Raw genomic sequence first — 17,128 nt, 5'->3', positions numbered from 1 at the left:
CTTCACCGCAGGAAGCCTGCATCCTGTCAGCACCAGAATCAGAAGAAAAAAAACGCCCCAGCGTAACCCGCCAGCTTCCAGCCTGCCCATGCTCCCCATCCTCCTGCCTCTCCCCATCAAACCCATCTATCCATCCTTGCGGGCATGGCGGATATCCGCCCTGTCCATGGCCGCCTTTGCCGCCTGCGCCACCGCTGCCTTCACCTGTACCGGAGAAAGAAGACCTGAGATTTCTGCATGCACCTCCCCAAAGGGACGGGCTGAACGCTGCACTTCCTCAGAAAGTCGCATACGCCAGGCCCTGCCCCCATGGAAAAAAACTGCGGTTTCCTCACCCAGATCCAGAGAAGCGCCAAGGCTGCGAATGGAGGCCGGATAAAGGGCCAGATCCTCCCTGTCCTCCATGTGGATCAGGTCAAGTCCCTCCTTCCGGAGGGCTTCTGTCCGTGCTTGCCAGTCTTCGACCCCGGAAAAGCCCTCCAGAGCCTGCACCACACGGCTTCGACCCTGCATCCCTCCCGAATCTTCCCCCATAACCAGACCATATACCCGGAGAACCCCGCCGCCAAAGGCTTCGGGATGGGCCGCGTAATAGGCCCTTGCCTGCTGCTCCGTCACCCCTTCCGGCGTGGCGTGGCGCAGAAGAAAGGCCTTGGCCAAAAGCTCCTCCCTGTGAGCCGCCACCTGACGATCAAGTCGGGCCTTTTCTTCGGCATCCATCTCCTTTAAACGGGCCTGGGCCATGGCCTTCGTCTGGATCAGGCTCTCCAGCACCTTTGCTTTCAGGGAGCCCTCCTCTTCCTTCAGGCCCGCAGCCTCAAGCCGTTTCAGGGCGTCTTCCAGATCCAGGCGTGTGATGGGATTTTCATCCACCCAGACCAGCACCTCTCCTGCTCCTCCCCCAAGGGGGGGCATCTCCGGAGCCGGAGCCTCGCTGCAGGAAAAGAGCAGAAAAAAACAAAGCCAGAAAACAATACTGCTTCCCCTGATGCCTCTCATGACGGGTTCCCTTTGCCCTTAGAAATCCGCTCCACCTTCACGCTTTTCTGAAGACGCTCCATCTCAGCCACCCTTGCCGCACTGCGAAGCTGATAACGGATGTCGCCGGACACGGAAGAAAAGGGTTTACGCACCGTCGCAGGCCCTTCCAGAAGCTTCACCACATGGTAACCGAAGGGAGTTTCAAAGGGCTCGGATACCGTCCCCACCTCCAGCCCGCCAAAAACCTTCTCTGAAAAGCCGGGATCAATGCTGCCTTTCGCAATCCAGCCCAGATCCCCGCCTTTTTTTGCAGAAATCCTGTCCTCGGAATGGCTTTCTGCCACCTCCTCAAAGCCCTTTCTGCCCGTCCGCACCAATGACCAGGCCTCCTGCAGGGCCGTCAGCCGGGCTTTACGCTCGGATTCTTCCATATCAGGCCGGGTGCGGACGAGGATGTGGGCCACCCTTGCCCGCTCTTCCTCGTATTCTGAACCATGGGTATTGTAATAGGTCAAAACCGTCTCATCGGTCACCGCTTCCGCCAGAAAACGCTCAAAATACCGGCTGATCAGCATCTCCCTGCGAAACTCCTCCAGCTCTGCTGCCATCAGCTCCTTATCCAGAACTCCGGACTTTTCAATGGCCGCAGCCAGAGCCGCACGGTTCACAAAGCTCTCCTCCATCAGCCCCACCCGCTTCCCATCGGACGAATCCACACGCTTGAAGGCGAGATGGCTCTCCAGCCCCGACCTTGAAAGCGCCTTCCCATCCACCCGCGCGATGACATCCTCCTCACCGCAGCCCCACAGGGAAACAAAAAACACCGCAAACAAAAGACCCACACACCATTTTTTTATGCTTTTCATACCTTCTCCACTTTGGTTGAGTAATCCTGACCGTCCGGATATCCGAACATTTTCCTCAGTGTTCTGGGTTGGACTCAGGCAGCACACTGCCCTCTCCTGCCTCAATGGAAGCACCGGGTTCCAGCAGCGAGTCCGCCCTGTCCCGCACATAGACCCTGTCCTCTCCAAAGGAAAGGGCGGCCTTCCCCGTCACTTCCAGGCGATCCAGCACATGCACCCCAAGAAGATCCCTGCCCGTAAAGGCTTCCGGATTCAGGTTCATGCCCGCCTCCACCCGGATGGTGAGGCTATCCTCCGTGTTGGAAACCACCAGGGGATAAGCGCCGTCCGGACCTGCATTTTCTTCCGCATCCAGGGTGAGCCGCAGGCCCTGGAGATCCCTTCCGGACCAGGGACCGGGCTGGGCCGTGTGTAATATGTAAAGACCTTCTCCCAAGGCTTCCACGCGAACAAGGGTGTGTCGCCCCACCTGGGCTGCGGGTGTGCTGCAGGGCCCTGCGACATTGCCCCCATTGTCCACCACAAGGCGGCTTTCCTTCCCTTCGGAATCGGTGATAAAGAGGGTGCCCGCTCCTCCCACATTTCTCCAGCCATCATAGGCACCGCCCCCAAGGCGGAAGGTGCCGCCGAAGGCCATGGCGTTCCCATGGGGAAGAATCAGGCGAATCCGACCTCCGCCGCCCGATGGATAGGATCCAGCATAGCTATCAGAACTCCGACCGCCTGCTGCGGAAAGAAGACCGCTTCCCTCAAAGCCCTGATCCAACACCAGATCAATCCCCCCGCCTGCGCCGCCGTTCTCCCCATCGGCTTCCAGATTGCCGTAGAGGGAAAAAGAACCCGCCTCAATGCGGGCCAGCCCCCCGCCCCGTCCATTGCCGTAGCCTCCGGATCCGGACCCGGCAAAGGGTGCTCTGCGGAAATCCCCCAGAGTGTTCTTGCCACACCCAAGGCCTGCCCGAAGCCCCCCATGACTTCCCGCCAGGGCCGTATTATAAATGAAATCCGATCCGATAAAGCCTCTGGGATAACCTTTGGCCGTCAGGGAAATTTTTGCACTCTCTTCCACAAAAAGGGTTTCTCCCACCTTAAGATCGAGGGGCCAGAGCCGTCCTGTGGCTTCCTCCGCATCAGGCACCGTAAGAATGGCCCCCTCAAGAAGATCCAGATTGCCCTCTACGCTGAAGAGGGAGGTGGTCAGCCTGGCTCTTGAAATGAGGCCGTTGCCACCCACGCGGATGGTGTCCGCCCGCATGCGGGTGTTTTCACCGCCCAGAATGAAATTCCCCCTCACGTTCAGGGAACCGCTCAGGCGTATCTCTCCTCCGCTCACCACCCGGAAGGTATCCGCCCGGATAAGGGAATTCTCCATGCGGGAAGTCCCCCGGATCAGGATTTCGCCTTCCACCTCCATGGGTCCGGAAGTCCTCAGATCCGCATTCTCAAGGCTTAAGGATCGGACAAAAAGCGCACCCGGATAAAAGCCCGACGTATCCTTAAGGTTCAGGGTATCCAGATGGGTATCCGGCCCCAGAAGCTCCGTCACATCCGTCACCTGGCTTGCGGTTTCAAGGGAAACAAGGCTGCTTTCCATGCGACCCGGACAGGCAAGGCGCACCTTGCCCTTCAGGATCAGCCTATCAAGGCGCACAAGGCCCAGGGCCTTCCCCCCAGCATGGGGCAGAAGGTTCGCCTCCGAGCGCACATCCAGCCAGTAACGGCCGTTGCTGCTCACTCCATGGTTTTCTATGTCCGCCTCAGGGGAGGCGGAATCTTCGGCATTGAGCACAAGGCGGGTGCCCGTAAGTCCAAGCTCCCAGTTTGCAGGATCAGGGGAAGGCACACCGGGAGACTTCTCCAGCCAGACACGGTAGGCCCCATTTCCAAGTGCTTCTATTTCTTCAACCTTGATGGGAGCCAATGCCCGGATGGGGGTTTTTCTATCCATGAAATCAAGATCCCGGCCATCCACCATCAGGGTGCCATGGCTTTCATGACCTGCCTTCAGATAGATGGTGCCCGGTGCAGATGCGTAATTCATGGAAAGAGCCCTGCCGGGCTTTGCATCCAGGGTGAGGCGATCCAGAGGATCCCCACCGCCTGCAAAGCTTTCATAGTAAAGGGCAATCCTGCCTCCGGCTCCAGGCCCCTGGGATGCACTGGCTGCATTCCCGCCCCGGACACTGAGACTGCCGCTGCCTTCCAGCATACGGACATCCGCCCGGATGCTTCCCCCTGCCCCCCCGCCCACATACCATGACCCTGAAAAAGCATCCTGCCCATGGGCCTGGATGCGGCCATCCAGGATGAGGGTATCCGCTTCAAGGCGGAGCACACCTCCGCCGTACTGATAACGACTGGTTCCGCCGGGGAAGGCGGGATCCCGGAAGTCCCCATGGGCCTGCCGACTCCCGCTGTCTCCGCCATGGGCCCCCCCATAAGCCCCATAGGCATCGCGCTTACTTGAATAAACAGAAGTCACCTCCAGAAGACCCCCCGCTTCCACGGTCAGGGTATTGCGAACCTTCAGGCGCTGCTGCCCTGATTCCAGAAGGACACGGCCTCCTTCCCGGATTCTCAGGGAATGCAGGTTTTCCTGATCCGCACGGATATACATAAGCCCCCCGTCCTCAAGGGTAATGCCATGAACGGGGATGTCGGCCCGGTTCCAGTCAAGAACGGCACCGGAGGGTACAAGAAGATCCGCAAAGGCCATCTCCGGCCCCACCCCCTGGTGTCCCTGCACCACCACCTGGTTTTCACCCCAGATGCCCACAGGCACCTCCAGCACCGCCTCCCGGCTTTTGCCATTGCGCCCCATGGCTTTCACCCTGAGCACCACCCTTTCTCCCGCTTTGGCATCCGAACGCACGGGGATCCGCAATTGCTGAGAGATAAAGGCAAGACCCGGCTCAGGGTTCAGGATCCAGGAAGTCTCCTCCCCCGCCACAGGGCCCTCGGCAACACACTCCAGAGACAAAAGCCCCCCCATGGCCACGGCCTCAACCACCACAGGCAGCACTTCCCCGGCGGGTACCAGGGGAGTGGACAAAAGGTGCAGCTCCGGTGCAAGGCCATGGTTTCTCACACTCAGATCCAGGGGTTGGGACACCGTGATCCTGCCACTGGTTTCATGGACCAGCACCCGGACTTCATAGAGGTCTCCTTCGGGCATGTTCAGGGGAATGGCAAAGGGCAGACGGATCGGTACAGCGTCCCTGTCCTGGGCGTTGAGCTTCCGGCCTTCCAGCCCGTAATAGGCAGGGGTGAAGGATCGCAGTTTTTCCCCGAAAAGATGCACGCCGGAAAGGCGCAAAGGCTCCCCAGCATCGGAAGGCCCATGCCCATTCTGGCCAAAGGCGCATGGCTGGAATTCCGGTTGGAACTCCGGTTCCTCCTCAGGTGGCAGCATGATGGAAAAACCATACACAAGACGGAGATGATTCCTGTTGTCCATCCACAACTCTCCTTCCGGCGGCTCCCAGTCCCTGGGGAAGGCCAGTATTTCCGCCCCCATGAGATCCCGGCCCGCATCCTCCAGAGTAAGGGTCAGCACCTCCCTGCGGCCCTGGGCCAGGGAAAGATTTTCCTGGGCAAAAAGCACCCTGGGAGCCGGATCTTCCCCCAGATCCACAGGCACGGACACCAGGGTGCTGGCGCCGCAGGCGCTTTCCGCACGGAAGACAAGTTCGGTGAGTCCGGCCTGTAAAATCGCCTGATAGGCTGCGGGATTGGAGAGCCTGTAGGTAAGGGCATCCACCCTTTCCAGGGTATGGGCCAGGGGGAAGGAGAGAGGTCTGCCGCTGGCATCCTCCGTGTTCCGGATCTCAAGATCCGGCGGATTCATCCAGGTGAGGGAGGCAAGGCCGCCGGGAGCCGAAGCCTGAAGGGTAAGGGCCTGAAAACGGTTCCCGCTTTCTCCGATGCGGTCTCCGGCCCTGCGCACAAAAAGGCGGTCTCCGGCCTTCGGGTACAGCACCTTGACCGCTGGTGTTGTGCAGACTCCTTCGGGAAGGATGTCAAGGGTATAGGTGGCAAGGGGAAGGATGCGGGGATTTTCCGGATCCGCTCCCTCTTCCACAGCCAGAATCTCAAGGCTGTGGGTTCCCACCTGGCTTGCGTCAGGAAGAAAAAGATTCCGACGGTGTTCATACTGCGCTACAGCCCCCAGAACAGGCTGGGCTGTGAATCTGTCTTCCACCCAAACCTCTTCTTCTGCGTAGGAGAAAGAACGCGGTACAACTCCTGCCTTCACCACAGAAAGGGTGAAACGGTTGGCATCCAGGGGATCCGTACACAGATTGCTGTCCTGGCAGACCGTATCCATGTCACAGTAATAGGGTTCTCCCTGCATTGCCTCCGCACCCTGGAAGAAAGCACCGGAAGGCGGATTCCAGGTCTCCCAGCTTGCCTTTGCCGGTGCCACGCGCATACGGTAAATCCCGGCATCCAGATACCCCTGATACCTGCCATCATACAAGGTGAAACGCCTCAAAGGCAGGGCGCTGAAGCCAAGGGCCCAGGGTTCATAGGCGTAAAGCAGGATTTCAGGACGGCGGCCTTCGGGCAGCAGGAAGGTATAGCTGCCAGATTCAGGGATTTCCAGCAGAAGCTCCACCCACTCCGCCCGGCCGAAATCTATGGCATCTGGGGAATACTGGTAAGGGATTGCGGACACGCCATATACAGGATACGGATAATAATTCCCAATCTGTTCAAGACGGTTAAACCGCCCCCTGTACACCTCTCCCGGCCGCACCAGGGGATAGCGGGGGATCATGGGCTGACGGATTTCCTCCCCATCCAGACGATAAACAAGGCTTATCCGGTTAAAGGCCGCATCCTCCACCTGAATTCCCAGATCCAGGGGTTCACCCACCCGGATTTCCAGGGGCAGGGCCGGATTCCTTGAAAAATTCACAAGGGGAAGGGGATCCGCCTTCACGGGAATATCGAGAATCCTGACCTCCTCCACGGCCTGCTCCATGGACGTTCCCTCAAACAGAAACTGCCATAGATAGAGCTCCAACCTCCCTTCAAGATCTTCGGGAATGGCGCGACCATAAAGACGGATGAAAAAGGGAGGGACTTCTTCCACGTCCTCAGCACCCGGATATTCGGATGTCCTTCCCTCCATGGCACGGGACGTGTACTCCCCATGGGAATACCAGAGCATCAGGGGATGGGCGGCGCCTGTCACCAGCTCCGCCCGGAACTGACCGATATCTGCGGAACCAAAATCGCCTTCCATTGCCCTCATCATTTGAACTTCGTCCACACCATCTCCCCCGCCCTGCTCACCATCCGCATTGGGAAAGGGAAGCCAATTTACGGGAATTTCCCTGCCATCCAGGACAATCCGTTCCACCGCTGTGGGCAGATCGCTTCTCACCTCAATCCAGATCTCGGCCCGGTCCGCACCCGCATACAGTACCTGGGGCGGATCCATGGGCATGAGCCGGACGGACGTTCCCTCGGCCGGGGGTGCTGTCACCTTGAGGTGGCATTCCGCCCTCTGCCCGTTCAGGGTGGCGGAAAGTCTTGCTTCTCCCAGGTTCCGCACCCGGAACAGACCGTTTTGAACCGGCTCAGCCACCTGGAGCGCATCGGAGGTATACACCGTGGCAAAGCGTTCGTCCGTCACCTCCAGTTCATGAATTTTTCCTTCCACTTCCAGGGTGGCGAAGACGCGGAGATACAGATTCTCCGTATGCCCAGGCTCCAGCACCACCTCCCTTTCTCCGGGACTGACCCGAAGGGCCGTAACCCAGGGGGCGATGTGAAGACCTTTGGGGGAAAGGGGATCATTGCCCGTGGCCACTTCCAGACCATCGGGAACCCCATCACCGTCCGTATCGGAATTTAAGGGGTCCGTGCCGTAACGATGCACCTCCTCCCCGTCAGAAATGCCGTCTCCATCCGTGTCCGGATTTTCCAGTGAGGTTCCTAGACGCAGTTCATCGTAATTGGAAAGCCCGTCTCCATCATAATCCTCCATGCCATCGGAAATGCCGTTTCCTGAGGTATCCGCCAGGGTGGGATCATAGCCAAGCTTCACCTCAAGGGCATTGGGAAGGCCATCTCCGTCATAATCCCCATTCACGAGAAGACGCTTCACAGAAAGGGTGTTGGCCACTTCAAGGGCCTTTTCCTCCGGAGAATACCAGCCTCCAAGGCGCAGGCTCAGAATCTCCCCATCCGGGCTGCCCGGAGGTGCCATGGGCAGCACAAGACGGCCCTGTTTCCAGTCAAAGGGAAGGGGGGCCTCCCCATTGAGCTGGGCCCATCCCCCATGAATATGGCCTGCATCCACCCCTTCTCCCAGTCGGAGAGCAAGGGACAGGGCATTCCCTTCCAGGGCCCAGGTTTTCGCCTGGGACGGTATGGCCACATGGGGAGAAAGGAGACTGCCCGTCTGGTTCAGGACAGGCCGCAGGCCATCAAGACTGACAAGACCCGCAGGATTCAGCTGATAGACGTGCTGCGTGTACAGACGCACGTCTTCTCCGGGATCAAAGCAGAGGGTTTCTCCTTCCAGACGGAAACTTCCCTCCAGAGGCAGCCCCTCTGCATGGACAGTAAAGGGAAGCGTCCCTTCCCGCATCGTCACCGCTTCCGTGAAGATAAGGCAGAGGGGGGGCGGCATGTGATCCTGGGCCTCCCCGAAGAAGGCCTCCCGCACAGCAGGTCTTTTGGCCTGGAAATCCAGATGGAAGACCGCTTGCGTATCGAGATCCGGAATAAGTGGATCCAGATCCAGAAGGGTGAGGGCCACCCGTTCCGCCACAGTCGTGGTCACGGGGAAGGAAACGGTTCCACGGATCATGGAAAGGGTTACAGATCCTGCTTCCCCTGCGCTCTCTCCACTCCCGGAAAGGGATACCCTCACAGAGAAATCCGCATCCCGCATCAGACCCTCAGGGGTCTGGATCCTTTCCACCCCATTGCCGTACAGATCCACCAGGGAGAGGGAAAGGGTGGCTGTCTCCCCGACTTCCAGGACATCGGGATCACAAAACTCACAGTTCGTCTGCGCTTCTACCTTAAAACGCAGACCCGCAGCGCCATCGGCAAGTACCCTGAGCCAGAAGGTTTCCCCTTCCCCTGGGGAAGCAGGAGGCCCTTCATTCACCACAAGCCTCACCGTATCTGCCAGAGGGGAAAGCTCCAGGCCATAGCGACCACTTTTCAGGGGCAGGGAAAAGGAAGCTTCTCCCCTGCCGTTTTTCAGCAGCAGAGTGCCTTCTTCTCCATGGGCGCCCGTTTCATCCTGCCAGAGGCTTACCTGCACACCATCGGAAAATCCGAAATGAAAACCGGCATCCGGCAGGCGCAGCTTCAGGGCCGGTCCCTTGGCCTGGGTCACGGCATTGCCGCCCGCATCCAGGGCGAAGATCCGAAGCGCACCCCGCTCGCCCACCCGGGCTTCAGCTTCTCCTTCAATATGAAGGGTGTGCATCTCTCCCGGCAGAAGTCTCAGAAGGTGCAGGGCCTTGAGTCCCAGGTTTTCATAGCCCCGGACCGCCGCCTCAAGCCTGTACAGGCCGCTACTGCGTTCCGTTGTAAACTCCAGATCCGCAAACCCCAGGTTGTCCGTCCGGCTGCTTCCCAGAGAGGAGGGATCAACGCCCTGCGGACCTTCCTGAATCCGCCAGGTGATTTCCTGGTTCGCCACAGGCCTTGCTGCCGCATCCCGCACCCGCACCCGGAGCAGCGCCCGGTTCCCCACATCCGCCACAGCGGGGTTGGCCAGGGCAAGTCCTCCCCCATGAAACTCAAGTACACTGGGCTTCTGGGTCAGATGAATGGTCTGAACAGGACTTTCTCCTTCCTGGCCCAGAGCATCCGTAAAGCGCAGTCTGAACCGGAAAACATCGCCTTCCGCCTCCTTGGGCAGGGTCAGGGTTTTCGCAATCTTCCGCCCCCCCTTTGTTTCCGAGAGCAATTTTTCTCCCCCGGCTTCCAGTGCCACAAAGGCTGTTTTCAGATTCTCAAATCCCCCGTCGTCCACCGCCTCCAGGCCGCTCACGTCTACAGCCACCCTGTCGTTAAAAAAGGCATGGGACGGAACGGTAATTTTCGCCTTCGAGGCATCCGGCACAAGGTCGGGAACAACAAGAATCTCCTTTGTGGCAACACTTTTCTGGCCCAGGCTGTCCACAAGTTCCACATGAAGAGGGAAGGCTTCGGATGCCGAAACCCGGACATCTCTGCGATCCCGAATTTCAAGGACAGAATTCGCCTGAAGTCCGGAAAGACTCCGCTCATGGGTGACACCGTTCCAGATCAGTCTCAGGCTTTTCAGCCCCACGTCATCCCTTCCCGTCACCCGAACATGGAAACTTCCCTGCTCCCGGACCATCTCGTCCCCACCCAGAGAAAGGATCTCCGGCGGACCGTCTTCAAGGGCCGTCACAGCCTGGGTGACCGAATGGGTGTTACCCGCCCTGTCCTCCACATCCACCCTGTAGGTGTAGGTGCGGCCCGCCTCCACGGTTTCCTCCCTGAAACGCAGGATCCCGTCTCCGAAGGCCGCAGCCACCAGCACCCCTTCCCGCATGAGCAGGGCCTTTGCCACACCGCTGCCCTCATCGGAAAGATGGATCACCACGTCAAAGGCATGTCCGCCCACGGGTTTTCCCGCCTTCAGGGTACCTTCCAGATGCAGCCGGGCTTCCGGCGGGAAATAGTCTTTATAGCGGCGGAAGGCCTGGGGCAAAGACTCCGCCCAGTTGCCATAGACATCCACGGCCCTGACCTTAAGGTATTCCATGCGGGTATCCGAACCGATGTCCCGCTGGATCACATACTCCGGCCCGTAATGGCGGCCGATGATGCTGTAAGGCCCGGCCATGCCGCCAGTGCTGTGGTAGAATTCCACCTGGGCCACGGCGTGGGCGCTGTCCTCTACCCGGGCCTCCAGGCCGAGAAGTCCCGGCCTGTAGCGACCCGTCACATTGAGACTCACGGTAAAGGGATTGGCGGGCAGATTTTCGCCCTGGAGCATGAGCGCTCTTTCTTCGGAGCGACGCAACTCTCCCCAGACCGTTTCAATTTCCGCAGACAGATGGAAGGGCTGACCGTTTTTCAGCCAGGCGGGAACCCGGAAGAAGGCGTCAAAGGGCGCTGTCCTGCGCACCGCCACCAGCTCTCCGTTCACCCGGTAATGGACGGCATGCACCCCCGCAGCATTCTCAAGGCTGGCAAAAATCATCTCGTTCTGGACATAGAGCGTATTGCGCCTGGGAAGGCCCAGACCCGCAGCGGCCTGAGAGGCGTCCAAGGGCAGCTCCAGTATACGGTACCCCTCCACACCCAGTCCCAGCACCATACGGCTGCCGCTGACGGCAATGGCGGTGACAGCCATGCCCGCATCCACGCCCAGATGGGGAAGGGAGGTGAAGCCCTGGGCATCCAAGGCATGCACCCTGCCCCCTTCGGCCACCCAGACCCTGCCCTGGGAAACGGCCAGGGCCGTTGGTGGGCTGTCCAGAGACAGGTGACTGTCCTCCAGGGTGGCAAGGTTCAACCTGTGCAGATCCCTTCCCCGGACATGCCAGAGATAATCCGCACCTGCGGCCATGAGCCGCACAGGCTCTGGGGAGGCAAAGAGGATGGCGGGCCGTATGGCAGGATCTTCCACACGGTACACAGCACCATTCATGGTGGCGATGAGCAGGCTTTCTCCGGCGGTGGCCAGGGCACTGACCCCGTCCCCGACAGAGGGCGTGATCACATGGATTTTTCCTGTTCTGAAATCAAGCATATGGACATCCGCCCCCACGGAGGCGGCCAGATAATGCCTGGCCAGGGCCATGCGCTCAAAGGGCTGACCCCCAAGGAGGGGATGGGGCTTCCCGCCCTTTGTATCCATGGAAAGAATATGATTTCTGGCCGTCTGCAGCATGAGGATCTTATCCCCATGGAAGAGGAGGGCATCCACAATGGCGGAATACTCAGGAATCAGAGGATTTTCGAGCCACACCCCCTTTTTAGGCTCCAGCACCGAGGCTCCGTGGAAATCCGCTGCCAAAGCCACGCGGCCTTCTTTAATATCCGCAGTGCGGATACGGCCCTTAGGACGCTGGGGAGCATGGAGCAGACGGGGCTGGGGCTGATTCTGGGCCAGGGTGAGGATGGCGCCTCTGGAACCACCGAGGAAAATACGGCCTCCGCTGAGAAGGGCCGCGCTGCTGCCCCCCCTTTCCATGGCAAAACGCCCGCGTATGGAAGGAGAATCCGGATTTCTTGCATCCACCAGACTGAGGCGGCCTTCTTTGCCGGAAAGGAGAATGAGATCCCCATCTAAGGCCATGAGCCGGTCCCCCCCTTCTCCTGCGGCATGGGCCGTAAGGCGGTTATCGGAAGACAGATCCCAGAGACCCTGATCCGGACCCGTTACCCAGATCCGGTCCTCCATCACGGCCATGGCAGCAAAATCGCCCCTGAACCCGGCCTTTTCCTCTCCCTTTTCATTGGTACGCACAAGGCGGGTGGGGGTCAGATACACCCAGCCTCCGGACTCGGGCAGGATGTCCAGTGTTTTCCCCGCACCGGGGATAAAGCCCTCAGGCTCCACGGCATTGCCGGAAATGCTGAAGGTGTAAAGGTTCACCCCGTCTGAGGCCAGCATGCGGCTGTCCGCCACGGAAATACGGGTGAGGTTCACCGCCATGGGCCGGGTACTGAGAATTCTGAAATCATCCTCCGGATCCACCACCACAAGGCCTGTTTCTTCCAGAAAAAGAAGAAGCCGGTCGTCGAGCCTGTCCATGGCGAGGATGGGGGTTTCCATACGGGCAAGGCGTTCGCCTTTTTCATTGAAAAGCTCCCGTCCCCTTGCAAACCAGCCCCTGCCCACATCGGCAATGCCAAAGTCAAAGGGAAGTTTCTTCTGGTGAAGACCGGGTTTCAGGGCAGGTATCACCTGCACGGAATGCCGCACACTTCCCGTCTTGCCCAGGCCGTCACTGAGCCTGCCTTCCACACGGAAGGTTTCAAGGTTTTCCGGCACCACAAAACGCAGGCGGGTATCCCCGGAAGCCAGTACCTGATCCTGATTCATCACACGGATTTCCGGCACAAAACCCGGAGGAAGGTCTGAAAGCAGCTCCAGATCCAGAACAGAACCCGCCATCACGCTTTCTCCCACCCCTCCGATGCGCACCGAAGGAATCTGAAGCGTGGGAATCACATGGATCTGCACCTCGGATTCGCTGTAGAAGAAGGCATCACCGAAGTGGGCCCGGACACGGACACGGAAGGCCTCCTTTTCAGAAACCCCGGGCAGCCTTATTTCCAGCCTGCCACGGGGATCCGCAATGAGCCAGCGGCCTTTAAGGGTATGGTTGAAGTACTCGGAAAGAAGCACTTCCACAAAGGCAAGGGGCCTGCCTTCGGGCGCGGTCACGGCATATTCCAGACCGAGGAGGCTTCCTTCCACAAAACCTGTGTTGTTCATGGGTGTGAGAATATGCACCTGACCGGCAGGCTGGTTTTCCATGAGCCCGTAGCCCTCATCCATGACCGGAGTATCCCCCGCCTTTACCTGAAGGCGGAAGGTATCCCCGGTATCCGGCAGGGTCAGCCAGCGCCGCAGAACGGAACCCGCATCCCCAAAGAGCCTGCCCTGAAGACCCTGATTCAAAAAGAGGCTGGCGTCGGATACCCGTGCGTCTTCATGGAAAAGGGCGCTGACGGGCAGAAGGATTCCCTTCGGCAGCTCTTTTCCGGCAAGGGGATGCAGCTCCCTTATCTCCGTATAGGCCGTCTGGGAAAGGGGAAGATCCTTCGAGGCCACAGATCCGGAGCGATTCAGCCTCAGAAGGCGGAGGCTTTCCCCCATTCCCTGTTCCCGATCCACAAAGAGTGCGGGTTTTCCCTCTTCATAGACGGGCCTTGGGGCCAATACCCTTCCCGCCCCATCCAGCAGGATAAAGTCCGCCCCGCCCAGGGCAGCCCCTGAATCAAGGCCTGTGATGAGAAGACCTCCGACCCCTTCCTTCAGCAGGGGAGCAAAGGCTCCGCTTCCTTCTTCTGCCTGGGTCAGCCTGCCGAGTATACGGGAAGAGAGGCCCCCCTCCTCTGCGGGCATTCTGGCAAAACGGCGGTTGCCCGCAAAAAGGAAGTCCTCGGCTCCACGGGTATCTAAGCCCACGAGCTCGCCGTCCTTCCAGACCTGCCAGGTGCCGGGTCTGTGGGGTCCCTCACTGCGTACCCAGAGCAGCCCGCCATCAAAGAAGGCCCTTTCCACCACAGCGCCGCAATCCTGAATGCCCAGAGCCTCCACATGGCCCCCTTCATCGAGAATGCGATAAAAACGCAGCTGGGAGCCTTGCCAGATCACAAGACGCTCTCCGGAAACGGCAAGTCCTTCTCCCCCATCCAGGGCCGTATGGAAAAGGGCATCCAGCTGCAGCACAGGCCCCTTGGAAATCCCATAAAGACTGAGCCCCGTATCCGTGAGCAGGTAAAGCCTGTCCCGATCCAGAGCCAGATCCACAATCCCGCCCCTCGCCATGCGGCCCGCCAGGGGCTGCACCCCGTCATCGGACAGAATCAGGCCATCGAGAAGCTGACCATGGCGGGTGAAGGCCACCCTGCCGCTGCCACCCAGGAAACGGCCCGCAAGGGGCCAGTCCCTGCCGGAACCCAGGCCTGCGGAGGTCAGGGGCCAGAAGGAAAGCCAGCGTTCCCCCGCCCTTTCCTTTTCCGCCATGAGCCCGGCTCCGGTGAAGACCAGACCATCCAGCCTTCCCTGATCCGCATTTTCCACCGGCCCGCCGGGACCGTGAAGGGTATAGCCGCCGGACCGGCAGTTTTCCACATAATAAAGATCCAAAGTTCCACCATCGGACGAAGGCAGGGCCGCCATGGCGCCCAGCACCCGATCCGGCGCTCCGGCCTCGGTGATTTCCTCATCCGCCGCACCAAGGTAGGCAAGCTTGGTCAGGCTGCGGCTTTCCTCCTTTTCGTTTCCGGATCTGTCCTTCAGGAGGGAGCGGATCGCAAGCCTCTCTCCTTGGCTGCCCACGGCGATCTTCTGCGGACCAGTGCCTATGGTCACGTTAAAGGAAGCCGTACCGCCTTCGGGTTCTTCCACCCATACGGAGGAATCAGGACTGAAATCCTTCATGTCCGCAGGAGGCAGGGCCTCCACCCAGAGTTCCGTACCCGTCAGCAGGCGGGATTTCGGCAGGGATCGGATCTCCATGTTTTCCGGAAGACCTTCGTCCCGCTGCAGGTTCACAAATCTCCGGGCCACCAGATCTCCGGCCTGAAGCCGCAGCAGCACCACAATGTTTTCCCCGGTTCTGGGAAGGGTGACCCTGCGGGTGAAACGCTCGGGCTCTTCCTCTGTGCGGGTGAAAACCAGAGGCGCCGGATTTCTGGGATCATCCGTCTGCGCCCCCACATCCATGAAAAGGGTGGCTTCCTTGAGATTGCGCAGCCCCATCTCCAGGGTCACGGTCTCCCCTTCGTGGAAGAGGGAGCCGTCCTCGGGCCGGTAGAGATCCAGCCGGGGCGCGCCCTTTTCCGGATCATAGGGATAAAGGGTGATAGCCACGGGCTGGGAAACCAGGCCGCTGCCGTCCCTGGCCCAGGCCTCCACCCGGAGCGGCGTCTCATCCACGGGAAGAAGGCTGTACTTTCCGGGATTGGCAAGGGCTTCCTCTGGGCCTCCGTTCACCCGGACAAAGACCTCGTCAATGCCGTAACGGTCAAAGCTCTGAATCCGCACATCCGTCACCTCGCCCATGGGGATTCTGGCCCCGTCGTCCGGAGAAACAATGCGCACCACAGGCGGGGTTGCGTCCTTCACCATCAGATGCTCACCCGTGAACATCCGGGGAGTTCCATAACCATAATGCACGGCAAGGGTGGCCCGGACCCTGGGATTTTCCGGATCCGGCATATCCTTGATCCTGGGATGGAGATAGGCCTGACGGAAAATACCGGGACGGGCGGCATCCGCAGCCAGGGTCCAGGAATGGTCGCCCACGGCCAGCACCGCATGGGTGATGAGATCCGTATCTCCCTTGAGACGGAAGACAAGATCCGCCCTGGAAATCTCCTCCACAGGGGCCGGTTCCGTTTCAAAGCTTTCCAGCAGAATCTCCGGATCCTTCAGGGCAATGCGGTACAGGGCCTCGGTCTCAAGACCCGCCCCATCCCGCACCTGAAGCCGTATACGCAAGGCGCTGTCCCCTTCCGCAGGGGAAAGAACCAGGCCTTTGGGGCCCACCCCTGTCCAGGGACCAAAAGTCAAGCCGTCATCCTTTGAAATCCGGACCTGGAAACGCAAAGCCTCCTTTTCCGTCATGTTGTCCACGGCGGAAACAAGGAAGCCATGGCTTCTGTTCCGGGTCAGCACCATGGAAAGGTCGTCTGCGGTAAGGCCGTCTTTTTCCCGGATCAGTTTCAGATCCCGTGGGGCCAGGGTATCGGGCATGCTGAAGGTGTGGGTGTAGATGCCTTCTTTCAGCTTGCTGCCATTCACGGGCAGGTTGTCATAAAGATCCGCAAGTCCTGTGATGCGGAAGGTGCAGCGCTGGTTGGGGCCGAGGTTTTCCCCCGGTTTCAGCCTGTAATGCACATGCCCGCCCTCTGTGCGCAGCTCAAATCGAGAAGAATAATCCGCCTCCGGCCTGCCGGAATAATCAAGGAAAACGCAGGACACCGAAAGTGCTTCCGCCACCATGGCTTCGTCAAAGACCAGCTCACCGGGTCTGCTTCCGCTGAAGGCTTTTTCTTCTTTGAGCTTGGGCCGGGTATCGTCCACGCCCCTCAGGACGGCTTCAAGATCCAGCCTTTCTTGGGTTTCCCCCTTACGGAGTACCAGAGTATAAGCCTGCTCCGGCAACACCGCCGGTGCCTTGAAACGGATGCCCCCTTCCAGGGTGGCATAAGTCCTGCGGTTTTCAGGACCGGGCTCAAAGCCCCCGCCTGCGGGGAAGAAATGAAGCTGCACCCTGCCATCGCTAAGACCCTTGCCCGAAAGCGCAACCCAGGTGCCGCCAGCATCACTTAAAAGCTGATCTCCTCTGGGGTTGTCCGTTGCAAGACCTGAAACGGCCAGGGCCTCCTGCACGGAAATGGCCGCATCAAGACGGGAGCTTCCGCCCGGTCCCTGGGCCGTTAAGGTATAAAATCCGGGCATATCCAGGGTGGCCTTGAAATGAAGCCTGCGGCCGCCTTCTTCCTTCTCCACATCCACCATGGAAAGGGCCGATCCGTTCAGATGCAGGGTTTCCACACCGTCAAGGCCCGTTCCCGAAGCC

3 protein-coding genes (1 of these 3 only partly in view) are annotated in these 17,128 nt (G+C 59.6%); all 3 read right to left on the bottom strand.

What is annotated here, in order from left to right:
* Positions 1-126 precede the first annotated feature (126 nt).
* Tightly spaced (at most 55 nt apart), the 3 genes in view from RBR60_RS08655 to RBR60_RS08645 form a layout consistent with a single transcriptional unit that may run on beyond the window.
* Positions 127-999, bottom strand: coding sequence for a hypothetical protein (locus RBR60_RS08655; protein ID WP_320355767.1), 873 nt, complete (start codon positions 997-999; stop codon positions 127-129).
* A complete protein-coding gene (locus RBR60_RS08650; protein WP_320355765.1) occupies positions 996-1,847 on the bottom strand; it encodes a peptidylprolyl isomerase in 852 nt (283 codons plus the stop codon). The genes RBR60_RS08655 and RBR60_RS08650 overlap by 4 nt, the downstream gene beginning before the upstream one ends.
* Positions 1,848-1,902: 55 nt before the next feature.
* Positions 1,903-17,128, bottom strand: the end of a protein-coding gene (locus RBR60_RS08645; RefSeq protein ID WP_320355763.1) for an Ig-like domain-containing protein. 22,481 nt of this gene lie beyond the right edge of the window; only the last 15,226 of its 37,707 coding nucleotides appear in the window; its start codon lies beyond the right edge, outside the window — the gene reads right to left on this strand; it ends in the stop codon at positions 1,903-1,905.

Origin of the sequence: Desulfobotulus sp. (genome assembly GCF_034006065.1) — a bacterium.
GTDB lineage: Bacteria > Desulfobacterota > Desulfobacteria > Desulfobacterales > ASO4-4 > Desulfobotulus.
Note: the sequence above shows the minus strand (reverse complement) of the source record. Positions and strands in the feature narration are given on the sequence as shown.